Origin of the sequence: Marinobacter sp. X15-166B (assembly GCF_001752365.1) — a bacterium.
GTDB lineage: Bacteria > Pseudomonadota > Gammaproteobacteria > Pseudomonadales > Oleiphilaceae > Marinobacter.
Window position 1 is genome coordinate 2,384,931 of sequence record NZ_MEIY01000001.1, and the last position, 20,473, is coordinate 2,405,403.

Below are 20,473 nucleotides of genomic sequence, written 5' to 3' on the forward strand. Positions count from 1 at the left end.
TGAGAGAGACCAAATGCTAACGACCGTTGTCATTTGGAGTGGTAATGATAATTGTTATCATTTGTGGTGGTCAAGCCCTTTTGCCGGGTTTATTCAATCAATGTGAAAGCCAGACAGGAACATAGGATGACGTACGAGGAACTGATCAAACGCCTCGACCCAGCGGTGTACCAAAGCCTCCGCAGAGCGGTTGAGCTGGGCAAATGGCCGGACGGTCGGCAGATATCGGCGGAACAGCGGGCCATCTGTATGGAAGCCGTGATTTACTACGAGCAAGAACACAATGTTCCCGAAACCCAGCGTGTGGGTTACCTTGACCGTACCAAAAGTGACGGTTCCAGTTGCGGTCCGGACGACGATACCGCGCCCATTCGTATTTTGAGCTGATGAGGGTTGACCTTGACTGCTGCTGTTGTTGATGTGTCCGGTCGGCTGACCAAAATGCCGGTGCAGGCCGGCCACCCCGTGGATTACACCCTGAAGATTGGTGATACCCGGGTGCCGCTGAATGATCTGGTGGGCTACGCCCTGCAACTGGATTTTGAGGGGGCGATTCGCTGCGTCCACTGTGACCGAGTGACCAAAAAAAGTTTCAACCAGGGATATTGTTACCCGTGCTTTCGCAAGTTGGCGGCCTGTGACTCCTGCATCATGAGTCCGGAAAAGTGTCATTACCACGAAGGTACCTGCCGCGAACCGGAGTGGGGCGAAACCCACTGCATGACGGAGCATGTCGTGTACCTGGCCAACTCGTCGGGGCTTAAGGTGGGAATTACCCGTGCCTCGCAAGTACCCACCCGCTGGATCGATCAGGGCGCGATTGCCGCCATTCCCATGCTGCGCGTGGCTACCCGGCAATTGTCCGGATTGGTGGAGGTGGCCTGTAAAGAATTTGTGGCCGATCGCACCAACTGGCGGGCGATGCTCCGGGGCGATGCCCCCGAACTGGATCTGGACGCTGAAAAAACCGCCTTGCTGGCGCGCATTCAGCCGCGGCTGGCGGAGCTGCGGCAGGCCTATGGTGACGACGCCATCCGCGAGGTGGACGAGGCCGGTTTAAGCCTCAGCTATCCGGTTGAGGTGTGGCCGGAGAAGGTCAGAACTCATAATCTGGACAAGACGCCGTCGGTGACCGGGGTGCTGCAGGGCATCAAGGGCCAGTATCTGCTGCTGGATACCGGCGTAATCAACATTCGTAAATACACCGCCTACCAGGTTCGCTTGCAGGTGTTTCCCTCGTCCTAGCGTGTGCAACCTGTTCATACCTGCACCACGCAGCCTGCGGTGTGGGTGGCAGGTCCGTTTTGGAGAATATTAATGCGTACCAATCAACCGAAGACCGTTTATCTGCGTGAATATGAGGTGCCCCCCTTTCTGGTGGATCATGTTGATCTGCGGTTCGAGTTGTTTGAGGAGGGCGCGCGGGTGCACAGCCGGCTCACGGTGCGTCGCAATCCGGCTTCTGCCGCCACCGCCACCACCCTCGAATTGGACGGCGACCGGCTGCAACTGGAGGCGGTGACCCTGAACGAGCGGCCGTTGCACGCTGCAGAGTACGAAGATCTCGGCCACGGGTTGCTGGTGCACGGGGTTCCGGACCGCTTTGTGCTGGGCGTGGTTACCTGGATCGAACCCCAGCACAATACCCGTCTGGAAGGCCTGTACCGTTCATCCGGCATGTTTTGCACCCAGTGCGAGGCGCAGGGTTTTCGTTGCATCACCTATTTCCCCGACCGGCCCGATGTCATGGCCCGCTACCGGACCCGGATTGAAGCCGACCGCAGCGTCTGTCCGGTGCTGCTGTCGAACGGCAACCCCGTTGAGCGCGGTGAGCTGGCGGATAACCGGCATTTCGTCACCTGGGAAGACCCCTTCCCCAAGCCGAGCTATCTGTTTGCCCTGGTGGCCGGGGATCTGGTGGAAAAAAATGACACCTACACCACCGGTTCGGGCCGGGATGTGGCGTTGCGCATGTATGTGGAGCCCCGCAACGCCGACAAGTGCGAGCACGCGCTGGAGTCCCTGAAACGGTCCATGCGCTGGGATGAAGAACGCTACGGCCGGGAGTACGATCTCGACATCTACATGATTGTTGCGGTCGACGATTTCAACATGGGCGCCATGGAAAACAAGGGGCTCAATATCTTCAACTCTTCCTGCGTATTGGCGAGCCCCGAGACCGCGACGGATGCGGCCTTCCAGCGCATCGAATCCATCGTCGCGCACGAATACTTCCATAACTGGTCGGGCAACCGGGTAACCTGTCGTGACTGGTTCCAGTTAAGTCTGAAAGAAGGCTTTACCGTCTTCCGCGACAGTCAGTTTTCTGCGGATATGGGGTCTGCCACGGTCAAACGTATAGAGGACGCCACGTTGATGCGGACCGCGCAGTTCGCCGAAGATGGCGGTCCCATGGCGCACCCGGTCAGACCGGAGTCCTATATGGAAATCTCCAACTTTTACACCCTGACCATCTACGAGAAGGGTGCGGAAGTGGTGCGCATGATCCACACCCTGCTGGGCCCCGAACTGTTCCGTAAGGGCAGTGATCTGTATTTCGACCGCCATGACGGCCAGGCGGTGACCACCGACGATTTCCTGCGCGCCATGGAAGATGTGAGCGGCCGGGATCTGACCCGGTTCCGGCTTTGGTACGAACAGGCTGGCACCCCGGTGGTTGCGGTCGAGGACGAGTACGACGAGGCCCAGCAGGTGTACCGCCTGACCCTGACGCAATCGATCCCGGATACGCCGGGCCAACACGCCAAACAACCGCACCACATTCCCTTTGCGGTGGGGCTGTTAGGCCATGACGGCGCAGATGTACCGCTGCGGTTAACGGCGGCGGCCGATGGGGGCACCGCGCCCCGGGTGCTCGAATTGACCGATGCACAGCAGACCTTCGAGTTCCATGGGGTGGCCGCGCGCCCGGTGCCGTCCTTGCTGCGCGGGTTCTCCGCACCGGTGCGGGTGCAATACCCATGGACCCGTGAACAGCTGCTGTTTCTGATGAGTCACGATGCCGATGGTTTTAACCGTTGGGACGCGGGCCAGCGTCTGGCGGTGGACGTGATTCAGTCGGTGCTGGCCACCGGTGCTGATGCCGGGGTGGATGAACGACTGGTCAGCGCCTACCGACGCCTGTTGAGCGACGTGGACCTGGATCAGGCATTGGTGGCGAAGATGCTGGAGCTGCCATCGGAAGCCTACCTGATCGAGTTGGCGGACCAGCCCGACGTGCAGGCGATTCATCAGGCCAGAATGTCAGTGCTGGACCGGGTGGCCAACGGCGTCCGCGATGAACTGATGGCCTGTTACGAACGACACTCAACCGCGGCCGGGTACGAATTGACGCCGGAGGCCATCGCGCGCCGCAGTCTGCGCAATACGGCGTTGAGCTGGTTGTTGCATATCGGCGATGAGCGGGGCCGAGCCTTGGCGGTGGAGCAATTCGACACAGCCAGCAATATGACCGACCGGCTGGGCGCCCTCAGGGCACTGGTAAATTCCCATTTTGATGCGGAGCGGGAACGGGCACTGGCGGAATTTTATCACCGCTGGCAGGCAGACCCCCTGGTCGTGGACCAGTGGTTCTCGGTGCAGGCCGCCAGTACCGGTGCTGTGGGCCGCCTGGAGGCGGTAACCGACCTGCTGCAGCATCCCGCGTTCGACTGGAAAAATCCCAATAAAATACGGGCGGTTCTGGGGGTGTTTGCCAATCAGAACCTGACCGAGTTTCATCGTCAGGATGGCGCCGGATACCGCTTCCTGGCGGAACAGGTCAAGCGACTGGATCGCAGCAATCCCCAGATAGCAGCCCGGCTGATTACCCCGTTGACCCGTTGGGCGAAGTTTGCGGACCGCCACGGGGTGCCGATGAAACAGGCCCTGCAAGGTGTGCGTGACCAGCAGGGGTTGTCGCCCGACTTGTACGAGGTGGTCCACAAAAGTTTGTCGGCGTAATGTGACCGCGGCGCAAAATCGCACTTTCGGTTGATGGAATCCGAATGGCCCTGGGATACCCTGAGCCCTAGTTGGTAGTTGAAGTGCAACAATAATCAAAAGCCTTCAAAGAGAGTTTGGACGCGCTAGGGTTCAGAAAATGAAAAATAAATATAATCTGTGGTTGTGCGGTTTTTTATGGCTGTTGCTGGTGTCGGGCGGGGTGCACGCAGCGGTTTCCAGCACCCAGGCGGCGCGCCTGGGCAAGGATCTGACGCCGTTTGGGTCACCGGTGGCCGGTAATGACGCGGGCACCATACCCGCGTGGACCGGAGGGCTGACCAGCCCACCGCCTGAATATGAAGGTCCCGGGCATCATCACCCGGACCCGTTCGCGGACGATGAAGTGCTGTTCACCATTGATGCCGGCAATGCCGATCGGTACCGGGACCAGCTGTCGGACGGCGTCATGGCGATGTTACAGACCTACCCGGAAACCTTCCGGGTTCCTGTATACGTGTCCCGGCGCACCCACGCCATCCCCGAGTGGGTGGCTGAAAACACCCGGAACAATGCAGTCAGCGCCCGCATAGTCGGCAAAGGCGAGGGCCTGTCGGGGGCCTACGGGGGGTATCCCTTCCCCATCCTGTCCGGCACTGACGAACAAAAAGCCTGGCAGACCATCTGGAATCATCTGACCCGCTGGCGGGGGGTGTCGGGGACCCGCCGTTCCAGTGAGGTGGCCGTCCGTGCCAATGGCAGTTATTCGCTGGTTACCTCCCAGCAGGAAGTGTTTTTCAACTACTACAACCCGGAAGGCAGCGAAGAAACACTCGATAATGTTATTTTTTACTACCTGTCTTTCACCCAATCGCCGCCCCGGCTGGCCGGGGGCGCGATCCTGGTTCATGAAACCCTCAATCAGATCATTAACCCCCGCAATGGCTGGGGGTATAACGCCGGCCAGCGCCGGGTGCGCCGCGCGCCCAATCTGGGCTACGATTCGCCCATCGCCGCCGCGGAAAACCTGCGCACGGCCGATGACACCGATATATTCAACGGCGCCCTCGACCGGTACGACTGGCACTACGAAGGTTTGCGGGAAATCTACCTTCCCTATAACAACTATGCGATTGGCCAGCAGGGGTTGCCTTACTCCGAAATTCTGGGCGCTACCCATGTCAACCCGGATTTTACCCGTTGGGAGTTGCATCGGGTCCATGTCGTCGAGGCGACCCTGAAGAGTGGTCAGCGTCACATCTACAGTAAACGGCGCTTTTATGTGGATGCCGACAGCTGGAATGTGCTCCTGATCGATCAGTACGATGGGCGCGGTGAGTTGTGGCGCGTCACCATGGGGTTGGCAAAAAACTACTATGAGTTGCCGGGGGTCTGGACCGCGCTGGATGTCTACCACGATCTGCAGGCCAGGCGCTATCACGTGCTCGGACTGGATACAGAAGAGCCCGGGACGCGGGTGTTTACCGCCGATGTTATGAACAAGCGTTATTTTTCGCCCGCTTCGCTGCGACGTCGAAGCGTGCGCTGAAGTTTTTCGAAGAGACAACATCAACCATAGGCAATCTGAATGGCTATACAATTCACAGACACCACGGTCGGTGCGCTCGTTCTGGGGCTGTCCCTGGTCGTTGCTGCGCCCGCCGCAGTTGCGCTCACGGATGCCCTCGACCGGCCGGCGAGAGCGACCGACCTGGCCCCTTCACACCTGTTGACCGATGCAAGCCGGGCCGGGGATCGTATTGTGGCGGCAGGTGAGCGCGGGCACATCATCTACAGTGACGATGGCGGAGCAGACTGGCATCAGGGCCAGGTGCCCGTGTCGGTTACCCTGACCGGGATTGACTTTCCCACAGCGGACACCGGCTGGGCAGTGGGCCACAGCGGGGTAGTGCTGAAATCCGAAGATGCGGGGCAGACCTGGGCCGTGCAGCTCACCGGAGTTGGCGCCGCTGAATTGGTCATTGCGGCTAAAACGGAACGCGCCGCCGAACTTGAACGGGAGATTGAGCAGGCGCCCGAGGCCGACAGGGAGGATCTGGAATGGGCTCTGGATGATCTGTATTTTGCTCTGGAAAATCTTCAGGCCGATCTCGACGTGGGGCCGGTAAACCCCCTGTTGGATGTTTGGTTCGAAGACGACCGGCACGGGTTTGTGGTGGGTGCATATGGCATGATTCTGCGCACCAACGATGGCGGCGACAGCTGGCACGACTGGTCCGGGCATATCGAAAACGGCTCCGGCTTTCATCTGAACGCCATCACCCGGATAGCCGGCGGCGCTTTGGTGATCGTGGGTGAGGAAGGGCAGATTTTTGTGTCCACCGATCGCGGCGATACCTGGAGCAAACGGGACAGTCCCTATGAGGGATCATTGTTCGGAGTACTGGGGACCGACCGGGCGGAGGAAATACTGGTATTCGGGTTGCGCGGCCACATCTTTCAGTCAGCGGATCTGGGCGAGAGCTGGTCGGCAGTGCCCACGGATGCGTCCGCCACCCTGAACGGCGGTGCCTTGCTCGACGATGGCCGCATTGTTTTGGTGGGCAACGGCGGGGCCGTGCTGACCAGCAACCCCGAGCGCACCCGCTTCACGGTGAACTACCGTGGGGGCCGGGAGGGAGTGATGGCGGTGGTGCCTTTATCGGCCAACAAACTTTTGGTTATGGGCGAAAGCGGCGTCAAGCCGACCGACGCCCATGGCAATGACCTGTAAACACGCCCTGATGTGGCAACAACAGAACGATTATAAAAGGGGCAATTGAATGTCGAACCCGAAGCACGAGCAGGGCGAACCTCATCTGACCACGCCAAATGCCGGGCCGTTTCTGGAACGGTTTATATTCAGAAACCGTGCCCTGATCCTGGTCGGTTTTTTGTTTATAACGGTGTTTCTGGGCTACAACGCGGTAAAAATCCAACCGGACGCCAGCTTTGAGCGGATGATCCCGCTGGAGCACCCCTACATCGTCAATATGTTGGAGCACCGCGACGACCTGGAAAACCTCGGCAACTTTGTGCGTATCGCCGTAAAGGTCAAAGACGGCGATATCTTCACTCCGGAGTACATGGAAACCCTGCAGGAGGTCACCGACGAGGTTTTTTATCTGAACGGAGTGGATCGCTCGGGGCTCAAATCCCTGTGGACCCCCAATGTGCGCTGGGTGGAAGTTACCGAACAGGGATTTCAGGGAGGCACGGTCATTCCGGACGGCTACGACGGTTCCGCCGAGAGTCTGGAAGCGTTGCGGCAGAACATTCTGCGCTCCAACGAGGTGGGCCGCCTGATTTCGGACAACTTCCAGTCGACCATCGTGTACGCCCCCCTGTACGAGAAAAACCCGGAAACCGGTGAGCCGCTGGATTATGGCGAGTTTTCCCGTCAGCTGGAAGAAAAGGTGCGGGAGAAATACCAGCAGCAGAACCAGAATATTGAGGTGCACATCGTCGGTTTCGCCAAAAAGGTCGGTGACCTCATCGAAGGAATTGGCGCCATCGCCTGGTTTGCCGGCATCACCATACTGCTGACCACCATCCTCTTGTACGGCTATTCCCGATGCCTGGCAGGCACCTTTGTGCCGGTGTTTACCTCGATTGTGGCGGTGTTCTGGCAACTGGGTGCACTGCGGTTACTGGGCTACGGGCTGGACCCCTACTCGGTTCTGGTGCCCTTCCTGGTCTTTGCGATCGGCATCAGTCACGGTGTGCAGGTCGTTAATGCCATGGCACTGGAAGCGGCGAAAGGGTTCAACCCGGTGATGGCCGCGCGGCTGGCCTTCCGGGCACTGTACATTCCCGGCATGCTGGCGTTGATTTCAGATGCGTTTGGCTTCCTGACCTTGTTGTTCATCGAGATCGATGTGATCAAGGATCTGGCGGTGGCCGCAGGCCTGGGGGTGGCGATTGTCATCATCACCAACCTGGTGCTGCATCCGTTGATCATGTCGTACATCGGGATCACCCGGAACGGTATCCGCCACGTACAGAACCATGGCGAAAAGCAGGATCGCAAGTGGCGACTCATGTCCAATTTCGCTCATCCCAAAATTGCCCCGGTGTCATTGCTGATCGCGGCGATTGGCCTGGGTGTGGGGCTCTATTTCAAACAGGACCTGAAAGTAGGTGATCTGGACAAGGGCGCTCCGGAGCTGCGTGCAGACTCACGCTATAATCTGGATAACGCTTACCTGATTGAGAACTACTCCACCAGCGCCGATGTGCTGGTGGTCATGGTCAAAACCCCGGTAGAGCAGTGCACTCAGTACTCCGTGCTCACCGCCATGGACCGTCTGCAGTGGGAGTTGCAAAACACCCCCGGGGTGCAGTCCTCTGCCTCCCTGGCCAATGTGTCCAAGATCGTGACCAAAGCCTTGAACGAAGGTAACTGGAACTGGTACGAAATCTCCCGTAACCAGACCATCATCAACGCCTCGATCCGGGAAGCTCCGGCCGGGTTGATCAACACCGATTGCAGTCTCACGCCGGTGCTGGTGTTCCTCGAAGATCACAAAGCCGAAACCCTCAGCCGCGTGGTAGAGCGGGTAGAAGCGTTTGCTGCTGACACCAACGCAGAGGAACACAGGTTCCTGCTCGCGGCAGGGAATGCCGGGGTTGAGGCGGCGACCAACGAGGTGATTTCCAGCGCCAAGAACTGGATGCTGGTCTTTGTGTACAGTGTAGTCAGTCTCCTGTGCCTGCTCACCTTCCGTTCAGTGCGGGCGGTGTTGTGCATCGTTATCCCGCTGGGGCTGACTTCCGTCCTGGCCGAGGCCATCATGGCCATCTCGGGGATTGGCATCAAAGTGGCCACGCTGCCGGTCATTGCCCTTGGGGTCGGTATCGGTGTGGACTACGGCATTTACATCTACAGCAAGCTTGAAAAGTACCTGAAGGAAGGCAAAACGTTGCAGGAATCCTACTTCGAAACTCTGCGTTCCACCGGTAAGGCCGTTGCGTTTACCGGGGTGACGCTTGGGCTTGGGGTGATCACCTGGGTGTTTTCGCCCATCAAATTCCAGGCCGATATGGGCTTCTTGCTGTTCTTCATGTTCCTCTGGAACATGATTGGTTCCATCTGGCTGCTGCCCGCGCTGGCGCGGTTTGTGTTGAAGCCTGAAAAGATGCACGCCAGAGCCCTGGCGGACAAGTAGGGACTGAAAGTACAGGAAAAAAGGCCGAAAACAGATTTTTTGGCTTGCGTTCAACTGGTTAGGGGAAGTTTTTGCTTCCCTTACCAGAAAATTCGTCTATATTTTAAGGCGAGGCAAACGTGTGCCCGCGTCGCCAATGCGGGCCGGTGAAACGATAACGAATCATAAAAAAAGGAAGATCTCATGGCATTTCGGAAAAACCTCTCCGCAATAACTGTTGCAGCCGCATTGGGGCTGGGCGCGACCGCGGTATCGGCGCAGGAACAGCAATTCGTGACGATTGGTACCGGTGGTGTCACCGGTGTTTATTATCCTGCCGGCGGCGCCATTTGCCGACTGGTCAATATGGATCGCAAAGAGCACGGTATTCGCTGTTCGGTTGAGAGTACCGGGGGGTCCGTCTACAACCTGAACGCCATCCGCCAGGGTGAGCTGGATCTGGCGGTAGCCCAGTCCGACTGGCAGTATCACGCCTACAACGGCACCGACCAGTTCGAGAAAGACGGCGCCAATACCGATCTGCGCGCGGTATTCTCGATGCACCCGGAGCCCTTTACCGTGGTGGCGAGCAAGGGTTCCAACATCAACACCTTCGAAGACCTTGCCGGCAAACGGGTCTCGGTGGGTAACCCGGGGTCGGGCCAGCGGGCGACCGCCGAAACCCTGATGAAAGCGATGGGTTGGGATCTGGACAAGTTTTCACTGGCGGCGGAGCTCAAGGCGGCTGAGCAGTCTCAGGCCCTGTGTGACGGCAACATTGATGCCTTCTTCTATACCGTCGGGCACCCGTCCGGCGCCATCAAAGAAGCCACCACCTCCTGCGACAGCGTGTTGGTGACCGTCGAAAACAGCGCCACCCAAAAACTCATCGACGATAACCCATACTACCGCTCGGTCAAGATCCCCGGTGGCATGTACCGCGGTAACGACGAGGATGTCACCACCTTTGGGGTGGCGGCCACGTTTGTGACCTCGGCCAAAGTCCCCGACGAGGTGGTCTACGCGGTGGTCAAGGCTGTATTCGACAACTTCGACAGTTTTAAACGGTTGCATCCGGCCTTTGGTAACCTGACCAAAGAAGAAATGGTGGCGGATGCGCTGAGTGCGCCCCTGCATCCCGGTGCGGCCAAGTACTACAAGGAGCATGGCCTGATCGACTGATCGCGTTGCGGACAGGCAATGGTTTACCCAGCCATTGCCTGTTTGTTTTTATTACCACTTGGTATTGATGGGATGTGATTATGGCTGTTGGTAAAGCTCCTGCCGGTGGCGATGTTGATAAAGCAAAGCTAGCCGCGTTATTGCAGACCGAATCCGGCGGGCGGATCGCCACAGGGCCAGCAGGAATTATACTGTTTGTCGTGCCTTTGTGTTGGTCACTGTTCCAGTTGTGGATCGCTTCGCCCTTGCCGTTTATAGTCAATTTCGGCGTCTTCAATTCCACCGAAGCACGCTCTATCCATCTGGCGTTCGCCGTGTTCTTGTCCTTTGCCGCCTTCCCCATGATCAAGGGCAGGACCCTCAATCATGTGCCCGTATACGACTGGATTCTGGCGCTGGCCGCGGCCTTTGCCGCTTCTTACATTTATGTTTTTTATCGTGAAATCTCCACCCGTCCGGGAGCCCCCATCACTCAGGATCTGATTGTTGCTCTGGGAGGGCTGCTGCTGTTGCTGGAAGCAACCCGTCGGGCCCTGGGCTTGCCGCTGGCGATCGTCGCCGGGGTGTTCATCATCTATTCGGTGGGTGGCCCCTACATGCCCGACGTCATCTCCCACAAGGGGGCCAGTCTCGAGAAGCTGGCGTCCCATCAGTGGCTGGGGACCGAGGGGGTCTTCGGGGTGGCACTGGGTGTGTCCACCAGCTTTGTGTTTCTGTTCGTGCTGTTTGGCGCCATGCTCGAAAAAGCCGGTGCCGGCAACTACTTCATTAAGGTTGCCTACGCCATGCTCGGGCACATGCGCGGCGGCCCGGCCAAGGCGGCCGTGGTCGCCAGTGGCTTGAGCGGCATTATTTCCGGGTCGTCCATTGCCAATGTGGTCACCACCGGGACCTTCACCATTCCGCTGATGAAGCGGGTAGGGTTCCCCGCCGTGAAGTCGGGTGCTGTGGAGGTGGCGGCATCGACCAATGGTCAGCTGACGCCACCCATTATGGGAGCGGCCGCCTTCCTGATGGTGGAGTACGTCGGCATCCCCTATATCGAGGTAATCAAACACGCCATACTGCCAGCGCTCATTTCCTATGTGGCGCTGATTTATATTGTTCATCTCGAAGCCTGCAAGTTGAACATGCAAGGGGTGGAGCGTGTGCAGGCACCCACCCTGGCCCAGCGTATGCTGACCTGGGTGGTGCTCTTGATCGGGCTGTCGGTGCTGACCCTGGCGGTGTACTACGGCATTGGCTGGACCAAAGCGCTGCTGGGGGATGCCGCCATGTGGGTGCTGGGGCCGATCCTGCTGCTCATCTATATTTTCCTGGTGGGTTACGCCACACGTTTCCCGGAGTTGAAGGTCGACGACCCGGACCAGCCGATGGATACGTTGCCGGAGGTCGGGGTGACCGTCAAATCCGGTTTGTACTTCCTGTTGCCGGTGGTCGTGCTGGTCTGGTGTCTGACGGTGGAACGCTTCTCACCGCAGTTGTCGGCGTTTTGGGCGACGGTATTCATGATCTTTATCATTCTGACGCAGCGGCCGCTCAAGACGTTATTTCTGAAGCAGCAGGGCACCCTGGCCGCAATGCGTGAAGGCGGCCATGATCTGATCCGTTCGCTGGTGATCGGAGCACGCAACATGGTTGGCATTGGTGTTGCTACCGCCACGGCCGGCATTGTGGTGGGTACGGTAACCCTGACCGGTATCGGTCTGGTGATGACCGAGTTTGTGGAGTTCATTTCCGGCGGCAACCTGATGCTGATGCTGATCTTTACCGCCATCATCAGTCTGGTGCTGGGTATGGGCCTGCCGACCACAGCCAACTACATCGTGGTGTCCACCCTGATGGCTCCGGTGATTGTGACCCTGGGGGCACAGAACGGTTTGCTGGTGCCACTGATCGCGGTGCACATGTTTGTGTTTTATTTTGGCATTCTGGCGGATGATACACCGCCCGTTGGGCTGGCGGCTTACGCCGCCGCCGCCATCTCCGGGGCTGACCCGATCCGCACCGCCGTTCAGGGGTTTACCTACGATATCCGCACGGCCATTCTGCCGTTCATGTTTATCTTCAATACCCAGTTGCTGCTGATCGGTCTGACCGGCTGGTTTGATCTGTTGATCACGGTGTTCAGTGCGGTGACCGCCATGCTGGTGTTTTCCGCGGCGACCCAGGGGTACTGGCTCACCAGGAGCTACAAATGGGAAACCGGGCTCCTGTTGTTGATCACCTTCACCCTGTTCCGCCCGGGTTTCTGGTGGGACATGGTTTATCCCGCCACGGTCGAATACCCGGGCACTGAAATTGAGCAGCATATCGGCGACATACCCGCTAATGGCGACCTGGTGGTCAAAGCGTCCGGCATGTCTCTGGACGGTCGCGAGGTGTCCACCTTTGTGCGGGTGCCGTTGCCTCCCGCTGCCACCCCCAAGGCGCGCCTGATGGAGGCCGGTCTGGAGTTGCGCCAGGTGGAGGACCGCATGGTGGTTGATTTTGTCGGCTTCGGCAGTGCGGCGGAGAAAGCCGGTATCTATTTCGACTGGGTCATCGAGCAGGTGCAGGTCAGGCAGGAACGACCGCCGAAAGAACTGATGTTCATTCCTGCGTTGTTGCTGTTGGCCGCTTTGGCGTTCGGTCAGATCCGACGACGTCAAAAGCAGGCGCTCACCGCGCACCAGGCATGACCCGAAACACCCTCAAACTCGCCTTTGGGGGTGTTTTTGTTCGGGTTTTGCGCATGACACGCTTCCCCCTGCCTGTTAGAATCCGGCTCCTCAACGGACCGCGTCTGTATCGCGGCACACCGAAACCATGTGATCTTTGGTAGGGATCACCGCTGTAAGGAGTTCACCATGCCCGTAATTACTCTGCCTGACGGCAGTCACCGCAGCTTTGCCAATCCTGTTACCGTTCACGACGTGGCCGCCGACATCGGCGCCGGGCTTGCTAAAGCCGCCCTTGCCGGACGCGTCAACGGCACGCTGGTGGATACCAGCTATGAAATACAGGAAGACGCAGAACTGGCCATCATTACCGAGCGCGACGAAGACGGTGTCGATGTCATCCGTCACTCCACCGCGCATTTGCTGGCCATGGCCGTCAAAGAGCTGTTTCCTGGTGCCCAGGTGACCATCGGGCCGGTGATCGACAACGGTTTCTATTACGATTTCAAGTATGACCGGCCGTTCACCAACGAAGACCTCGGCCGCATTGAAAAGCGGATGGAAGAGTTGGCCAAACAGGATATCCCGGTGTCCCGTTCGGTGCTGTCCCGTGAGGAAGCGGTCGCCCTGTTTGACAGCATGGGTGAAGAGTACAAGGTCAAGATCATTCAGGACATTCCCGGTGACGAAGACCTGTCGTTTTACCGGCAGGGTGACTTCATCGACCTGTGCCGGGGGCCCCACGTGCCCAGTACCGGTAAACTGAAAGCCTTCAAGCTGACCAAGGTGGCCGGTGCCTATTGGCGCGGAGATACCGCCAACGAACAGTTGCAGCGGGTATACGGCACCGCCTGGGGCAGCAAGAAAGAACTGAAAGCCTACCTGCACCGGATCGAAGAAGCGGAAAAGCGTGATCACCGCAGAATCGGCAAAAAGCTGAACCTGTTTCACATGCAGGAAGAGGCACCGGGCATGGTGTTCTGGCACCCCGCTGGCTGGACCATTTACCAGACCATCGAGCAGTACATGCGCGACATCTTGCGCCGCCATGATTACCAGGAGATCAATACGCCTCAGGTGGTCTCCCGTGCCTTGTGGGAGCAGTCCGGTCATTGGGACAAATTTGCCGAGGGGATGTTCACCACCGAGTCGGAAAAACACGATTTCGCCATCAAGCCGATGAACTGCCCCTGTCACATTCAGGTGTTCAATCAGGGGTTGAAAAGTTACAAGGATCTGCCGCTGCGCTTGGCGGAGTTTGGCTCCTGTCACCGGAACGAGGCGTCCGGAGCCCTGCACGGGCTGATGCGGGTGCGCGGTTTTACCCAGGATGACGCGCACATCTTCTGTGAAGAAGGCGACATCCAGAAGGAAGTGTCCCGGTTTATTGATCTGCTGCATGAAGTCTACGCCGACTTCGGTTTTTCAAAAATCCTCTACAAGCTGTCGACCCGTCCGGAAAACCGCGTCGGTTCTGATGAAGTCTGGGACAAGTCCGAGGCTGCGCTGGAGGAGGCCCTCAATCGCGAAAGCGTCGAGTGGGAACTGTTGCCGGGCGAAGGTGCCTTTTATGGCCCCAAGATCGAGTTCTCTCTGGAGGATACCATCGGCCGGGTCTGGCAGTGTGGTACCATACAGGTCGACTTTTCCATGCCGGGGCGTTTGGGTGCCCAATACGTGGCGGACAATTCTGAACGGCGCACTCCGGTGATGCTGCATCGCGCGGTGCTTGGTTCGTTCGAGCGTTTCATCGGTATTCTGATTGAGGAATATGAAGGGGCTTTCCCCACCTGGCTGGCTCCGACACAGGTTGCGGTGTTGAATATTACCGACAATCAGGCAGAATACTGCGCAAGTTTGGCGAAAAAACTCGAGTCGCAGGGTTATAGGGTAAATGCTGACTTGAGAAACGAGAAGATCGGCTTTAAAATTCGTGAACATACAATTAATAAGGTTCCGTATCTGGTCGTTGCCGGCGACAAAGAAGTTGACGCCGGTACCGTTGCGGTGAGAACCCGCAAAGGTGAGGATCTGGGAACCATGACGCTGGAAGCGTTCGAGTCTTTGCTGGCCAAAGACGTTGAGCGCAAAGGCAAAATCGAGATGGAGAACTAACTATTAAACAGCGAACGAATCGGGGTGGGCGCGCGCCTCGTGCGCCAATCAATGAGAACATTCAAGCCACTGAAGTCCGCCTTATCGATGCCGAAGGCAATCAGGTCGGTGTAGTTTCGCTAGAGGATGCCATCAAACAGGCGGAAGAAGCTTCTCTGGATCTGGTTCAGGTTACCGATTCCGATCCGATCGTCTGTAAGATAATGGATTTCGGAAAGAAGGTCTTCGAAGAGAAGAAGGCCAAAGCAGCTGCCAGAAAGAAGCAAAAGCAGGTGCAGGTAAAAGAGCTTAAGTTCCGTCCAGGAACTGAAGAAGGGGATTATCAGGTAAAACTACGCAACCTGATACGTTTCCTTGAAAACGGGGATCGCGGCAAATTGACGATTCGATTCCGCGGACGTGAGATGGCCCACCAGGAAATCGGTATGCAGCTCATGAACCGGATCGAGGCGGATGTTGCTGAAATAGCTCAGGTCGAGCAACGGCCAAAAATGGAAGGCCGCCAGATGACCATGGTTGTCGCACCTCGTAAAAAGAAGTGATTCTGAACAGCATACCTATCCCCTGCGCACGCGGGGGATTTGTCGTTTCGGAACACAATCAAACTTAAAAAATGAATGCGGAGTTGTAGCAATGCCCAAGATGAAAACCAAAAGTGGAGCCGCCAAACGGTTTAAGAAAACCGCCAACGGATTCAAGCATAAGTCGTCCTTCACCAGTCACATTCTGACCAAGAAGAGCCCCAAGCGTAAGCGTCAGCTGCGTGCAACCAAAATGGTTGCCAAGGCCGATATTGCTTCCGTCAAATTGATGCTCGCGCGCTAAGCGCTCACTGGTTATTTAAGAAGGATTAGAGTATGCCTCGCATTAAACGTGGTGTGGTCGCACGCCGTCGTCATAAGAAGATTCTGAGTCAGGCCAAAGGTTACTACGGTGCCCGTAGCCGGGTTTTCCGCGTCGCCAAGCAGGCGGTCATCAAAGCCGGTCAGTACGCTTACCGCGACCGTCGTAATCGCAAGCGCGCGTTCCGTGCACTGTGGATTGCCCGGATCAACGCCGGTGCGCGCATGAATGGCCTGTCCTATAGCCGTCTGATTGCTGGCCTGAAAAAAGCCAATGTTGAAATCGATCGTAAGGTTCTGGCCGATCTGGCCATGAACGAGCAGCAGGCCTTTGCGGCCGTTGTTGAAAAGGCCAAAGCATCTTTGTGATCGCTTAGCTCTTTTATCGATATCTGATCGATTCGGGTGCCTGCGAGCGGGCGCCCGCTGATAGGGGAAGGGCGCGCTCTTCCCCTTTTTTTCGCCCCATTTAATGTTTCGGAGCAGGGTCAATGGAAAACCTGGAACAACTCGTTCAGGAAGGGCTGGCCGCCGTTGAAAAGGCCAACAGCCTGCAAATGCTGGATCAGGTACGCGTCGACTACCTCGGCAAAAAAGGCGTACTGACGCAGCAATTAAAATCGCTGGGTAAGTTGTCTCCGGAAGAGCGCCCTGCCGCCGGACAAAAAATTAACGACGCCAAGGCTCGGGTTCAGAATGCCATCACCGCCAGTCGTGCGGCGCTGGAAAAAGCCGCAATCGACCAGCAACTGGCCAGCGAGTCGATTGACGTGACCCTGCCGGGCCGTGGCCAGGATCTGGGTGGGCTGCATCCGGTGACCCGCACCTTGCAGCGCATAGAGGACTTTTTCAGCCGGGCCGGTTATACCGTCGAGCAGGGGCCCGAAATCGAAGACGAATACCACAATTTCGAAGCTCTCAACATCCCCGATCACCATCCCGCTCGGGCCATGCACGATACCTTCTATTTTAACCCGGGCACGGTGCTGCGCACCCATACATCACCCGTGCAGATTCGTACCATGGAAGCGGCCAAACCGCCATTCAGGATGATTTGCCCGGGCCGTGTGTACCGGTGTGATTCCGATATGACCCACACACCGATGTTTCACCAGATTGAAGGGCTGCTGGTGGACAGAAACGTCAGTTTCGCCGATCTGAAAAGCACCGTGGAAGAGTTTTTGCGGGTGTTCTTCGAGCGTGATGACCTCAAGGTCCGGTTCCGTCCCTCCTATTTTCCGTTCACCGAGCCTTCCGCAGAGGTGGATATCGAATGGGGTCGGGAAGCCGACGGCACCATCAAATGGCTGGAAATCATGGGGTGTGGCATGGTCCATCCCAAAGTGTTTGAGCATTGCGGCATCGATCCCGAAGAATATCGCGGATTTGCCTTCGGGTTGGGCGTAGAGCGAATGGCTATGCTCCGTTACGGCGTCAACGATCTGCGCATGTTTTTTGACAACGATCTGCGTTTTCTGCGGCAGTTCCGCTGAGCGTCTCCAAATTCCGTCTATACCGCTAAACCGTTTCAGAACAAGGCATACACCATGAAATTCAGTGAGCAGTGGCTCCGCGAGTGGGTTAACCCGGCGCTTGATACACAGGCATTGGTCGATCAAATCACCATGGCAGGGCTTGAAGTCGATGGCTTAGAGCCGGTCTCGGGCGAGTTCTCGGGGGTGATCGTGGGCGAGGTACTATCGGTAGAACCCCATCCGGACGCCGATAAGTTGCGGGTGTGTCAGGTCGCCGGTGGTGACGAGGTGGTGCAGGTTGTGTGTGGCGCCCCCAATGTCCGTGCGGGACAGAAAGTACCGTTTGCGGTCGTTGGCGCGACCCTTCCCGGCAACTTCAAAATCAAGAAGGCCAAACTGCGCGGCCAGGTTTCCCTGGGTATGCTGTGCTCCGAAACCGAATTGGGGTTGTCCGAGCGGGACGCCGGAATCATGGAGTTGCCGGAGGATGCGCCGGTGGGGCAGAGTCTGGTGGACTACCTGGGCCTGAACGATGTCACCATTGACGTGGACTTGACCCCGAACCGCAGCGACTGCCTGTCCATCCGTGGCCTGGCCCGGGAAGTAGCGGTGCTTAACCGGTTGCAGGTCGAGGCACCGCAGACCGCCCCCATTGCAGCCACTCACGGTGAGGTCATTGAAGTGACTGTTACCGCGCCGGAAGGCTGCCCCCGCTATCTGGGCCGGATCCTGAAAAATGTCGACCTGACGGTGCCGTCGCCGATGTGGATGCAGGAAAAGTTGCGCCGCTCAGGGATCCGCTCGATCGATGCGGCGGTGGATGTGACCAACTACGTCATGCTTGAGCTGGGCCAGCCCATGCATGCCTTTGACCGGGCCGAGCTCAAAGGCGGCATCGTGGTGCGCATGGCCAGGCCGGCCGAAACCCTGGTGCTGCTGGATGGCCAGGAAGTGACCCTGAGCGCGGATACCCTGGTCATTGCTGACCACGAAAAACCGGTCGCCATTGCCGGGGTGATGGGGGGCGAACATTCCGGTGTGAGTGAAACAACCCGCGACCTGGTGCTCGAGGCGGCGTATTTTGATCCCATCACGCTGGCCGGCAAGGCTCGCGAATACAGTCTGCATACCGATGCCTCCCATCGCTTCGAACGGGGTGTGGATTACCAACTTGCCCGCGATGCCATGGAACGGGCCACCGAGCTGCTGATGTCGATTGTCGGTGGTGAACCCGGCGAGATTGTGGACGTCACCAGTGAGCCGCATCTGCCACAAGCCACCCTGATCGATTTGCGGGCCCAACGCATCGCCGATGTTCTGGGGCTGGACATCGACCGCGCCACGGTGGAAGACATCCTGACCCGCCTCGGTCTGAGTATCGATCAGCCGCTGCCTGAGGGCTGGCGCATCCGGGTGCCGAGCTACCGGCCCGACCTGTCCATCGAGGTGGATCTGATCGAAGAAGTCGGGCGCGTTTACGGTTACGACAACCTGCCGGTGACCGAGCCCGTCGGCGCGCTGGCCCTGCGCGCGGATTCCGAAGCCGTGCGTCCGTTGTCAGCGGTACAGAGTTTCTTTGTGTCCCGGGGCTATCAGGAAGCCATCACCTACAGTTTCGTGGACCCCAAGGTACAGGCCCTGGTGGATCCGGACCGCGACGGCATCGCCCTGGCCAATCCGATCTCCGCCGATCTGTCGGTGATGCGCACCACCCTGTGGAGTGGTTTGCTGAAAACCGTTGCCCATAATCAAAACCGTCAGCAGCCCCGTATTCGTCTGTTCGAAAGCGGCTTGCGGTTTGTGCGCGAGGGCGATGACATTGAGCAGCGCCCCATGTTGAGCGGGGTGGTGGTGGGGCCCAACAGCCCGGAAAACTGGGCCAATGGCCGCCGTGACGCGGACTTTTTCGACACCAAAGGTGAGTTGGAAGCACTGTTCCAGTTGCTGGGTGTGCAGGTGGACTTCGCCAAAGGGGAACACCCGGCGTTGCACCCTGGGCAGACCGCGGAGCTGTTTCTGGCCGGGCAGTCGATCGGCTGGTTGGGCACGCTGCACCCACAAGTCCAGAAAAATCTGGAACTTAATGGCACGATTCTGCTGTTTGAGCTATTCTTGGATGCAGTTCTCTCGGGATATGTGCCTAATTTCAAAGAAATTTCAAAATTTCCTGAAGTTCGTCGAGATTTGGCTATTATTATTGAGAACGGAATCGCGTTTGCAGATGTTGAGCGTGTTGTCCGGCAACAAGCCGGCAATCATCTGACCGCGTTGCGTGCGTTTGATGTGTATGAAGGCCAGAGCGTGGGTGAAGGCAAGCGCAGTGTCGCCCTCAGTCTTTTCTGGCAGCATCCCGAGCGCACTCTCCATGAAGAAGAAGTGCACAAGCTGTTCAACGAGGTGATCACCGCACTGACTGAAGAGCTGGGGGCAACACTGAGGAGTTGATGAATGGCGGCTTTGACAAAAGCGGAAATGGCGGAACGCTTGTACGAAGAGCTTGGACTGAACAAGCGTGAAGCCAAAGAAATGGTAGAAGCTTTTTTCGATGAGATTCGGGGCGCTTTGAGTCATAACGAGCAGGTGAAATTGTCGGGCTTTGGCAACTTTGATTTGCGCGATAAAAAAGAGCGCCCTGGCCGTAACCCGAAAACCGGGGAAGAAATTCCGATCAGTGCCCGCCGGGTTGTGACATTCCGTCCGGGACAAAAACTTAAACAAAAAGTAGAAGCTTATGTTGGAACCGAGTAATAACAACGAGTTACCGACTATTCCGGGTAAGCGCTACTTCACGATTGGCGAGGTAGCGGAGCTGTGCGCCGTCAAGGCGCACGTGCTTCGCTACTGGGAACAGGAATTTCCCCAGCTGTCTCCGGTGAAGCGCCGCGGCAACCGTCGCTATTATCAGCGGGCGGACGTGCTGACTATCCGGCAGATTCGCAGCCTGCTGTACGATCAGGGCTATACCATTGGCGGCGCCAAGCAAAAGCTCGGCAGTGACGAAGCCAAGGAAGACACCTCCCAGTACCGGCAGTTGATCCGGCAGATGATCGCGGAACTTGAAGATGTTCTGGTGGTGCTGAATACGCCCACCCGGTGACGCCCTGACAGTG

The 20,473-nt window shown here is 57.8% G+C and carries 16 protein-coding genes; all 16 read left to right on the forward strand.

What is annotated here, in order from left to right; translation table 11 throughout:
- The first annotated feature begins 126 nt into the window (after nucleotides 1-126).
- The 16 genes from BG841_RS11245 (at nucleotide 127) to BG841_RS11320 (ending at nucleotide 20,460) form a co-directional block, all read left to right on the forward strand.
- Complete coding sequence (locus BG841_RS11245; RefSeq protein WP_070057742.1) at nucleotides 127-387, forward strand: YeaC family protein; 261 nt, start codon at nucleotides 127-129, stop codon at nucleotides 385-387.
- 54 nt (nucleotides 388-441) lie between these two features.
- Nucleotides 442-1,245 (forward strand): DUF2797 domain-containing protein, encoded by an 804-nt coding sequence (locus tag BG841_RS11250; RefSeq protein WP_070058799.1) that lies wholly within the window; start codon nucleotides 442-444, stop codon nucleotides 1,243-1,245.
- 72 nt (nucleotides 1,246-1,317) lie between these two features.
- The gene (gene pepN / locus BG841_RS11255; RefSeq protein WP_070057743.1) at nucleotides 1,318-3,963 is read left to right on the forward strand and encodes an aminopeptidase N; all 2,646 of its coding nucleotides are present in this window, start codon (nucleotides 1,318-1,320) and stop codon (nucleotides 3,961-3,963) included.
- Nucleotides 3,964-4,102: 139 nt separating this feature from the next.
- Nucleotides 4,103-5,491 carry a DUF1329 domain-containing protein gene (locus BG841_RS11260; RefSeq protein WP_070057744.1) on the forward strand — a complete coding sequence of 463 codons (1,389 nt, stop codon included), beginning with the start codon at nucleotides 4,103-4,105 and terminating at the stop codon, nucleotides 5,489-5,491.
- A gap of 39 nt (nucleotides 5,492-5,530) precedes the next feature.
- On the forward strand, nucleotides 5,531-6,676 hold the full coding sequence (locus BG841_RS11265) for a WD40/YVTN/BNR-like repeat-containing protein (protein WP_070057745.1): 1,146 nt from the start codon (nucleotides 5,531-5,533) through the stop codon (nucleotides 6,674-6,676).
- A 49-nt stretch (nucleotides 6,677-6,725) separates the two neighbouring features.
- Nucleotides 6,726-9,110: an efflux RND transporter permease subunit gene (locus tag BG841_RS11270; RefSeq protein ID WP_070057746.1), complete on the forward strand. Its 2,385-nt coding sequence runs from the start codon at nucleotides 6,726-6,728 to the stop codon at nucleotides 9,108-9,110.
- Between the two features lie 183 nt (nucleotides 9,111-9,293).
- A complete protein-coding gene (locus BG841_RS11275) occupies nucleotides 9,294-10,271 on the forward strand; it encodes a TAXI family TRAP transporter solute-binding subunit (RefSeq protein WP_070057747.1) in 978 nt (325 codons plus the stop codon).
- A gap of 80 nt (nucleotides 10,272-10,351) precedes the next feature.
- A complete protein-coding gene (locus BG841_RS11280; RefSeq protein WP_070057748.1) occupies nucleotides 10,352-12,952 on the forward strand; it encodes a TRAP transporter permease in 2,601 nt (866 codons plus the stop codon).
- A 168-nt stretch (nucleotides 12,953-13,120) separates the two neighbouring features.
- Nucleotides 13,121-15,046: a threonine--tRNA ligase gene (gene thrS / locus BG841_RS11285; RefSeq protein ID WP_070057749.1), complete on the forward strand. Its 1,926-nt coding sequence runs from the start codon at nucleotides 13,121-13,123 to the stop codon at nucleotides 15,044-15,046.
- A gap of 2 nt (nucleotides 15,047-15,048) precedes the next feature.
- Nucleotides 15,049-15,588: a translation initiation factor IF-3 gene (gene infC, locus BG841_RS16540; RefSeq protein WP_074454340.1), complete on the forward strand. Its 540-nt coding sequence runs from the start codon at nucleotides 15,049-15,051 to the stop codon at nucleotides 15,586-15,588.
- A 91-nt stretch (nucleotides 15,589-15,679) separates the two neighbouring features.
- The gene (gene rpmI, locus BG841_RS11295) at nucleotides 15,680-15,871 is read left to right on the forward strand and encodes a 50S ribosomal protein L35 (protein WP_070057751.1); all 192 of its coding nucleotides are present in this window, start codon (nucleotides 15,680-15,682) and stop codon (nucleotides 15,869-15,871) included.
- 32 nt (nucleotides 15,872-15,903) lie between these two features.
- Nucleotides 15,904-16,257 (forward strand): 50S ribosomal protein L20, encoded by a 354-nt coding sequence (gene rplT / locus BG841_RS11300; protein ID WP_070057752.1) that lies wholly within the window; start codon nucleotides 15,904-15,906, stop codon nucleotides 16,255-16,257.
- 122 nt (nucleotides 16,258-16,379) lie between these two features.
- Nucleotides 16,380-17,381: a phenylalanine--tRNA ligase subunit alpha gene (gene pheS / locus BG841_RS11305; RefSeq protein WP_070057753.1), complete on the forward strand. Its 1,002-nt coding sequence runs from the start codon at nucleotides 16,380-16,382 to the stop codon at nucleotides 17,379-17,381.
- Nucleotides 17,382-17,435: 54 nt separating this feature from the next.
- The gene (gene pheT, locus BG841_RS11310; protein WP_070057754.1) at nucleotides 17,436-19,808 is read left to right on the forward strand and encodes a phenylalanine--tRNA ligase subunit beta; all 2,373 of its coding nucleotides are present in this window, start codon (nucleotides 17,436-17,438) and stop codon (nucleotides 19,806-19,808) included.
- A 3-nt stretch (nucleotides 19,809-19,811) separates the two neighbouring features.
- Nucleotides 19,812-20,111 carry an integration host factor subunit alpha gene (gene ihfA / locus BG841_RS11315; RefSeq protein WP_070057755.1) on the forward strand — a complete coding sequence of 100 codons (300 nt, stop codon included), beginning with the start codon at nucleotides 19,812-19,814 and terminating at the stop codon, nucleotides 20,109-20,111.
- Nucleotides 20,095-20,460, forward strand: a complete 366-nt coding sequence (locus tag BG841_RS11320) for a MerR family transcriptional regulator (protein ID WP_070057756.1) — start codon at nucleotides 20,095-20,097, stop codon at nucleotides 20,458-20,460. The genes ihfA and BG841_RS11320 overlap by 17 nt, the downstream gene beginning before the upstream one ends.
- Nucleotides 20,461-20,473: the final 13 nt, after the last annotated feature.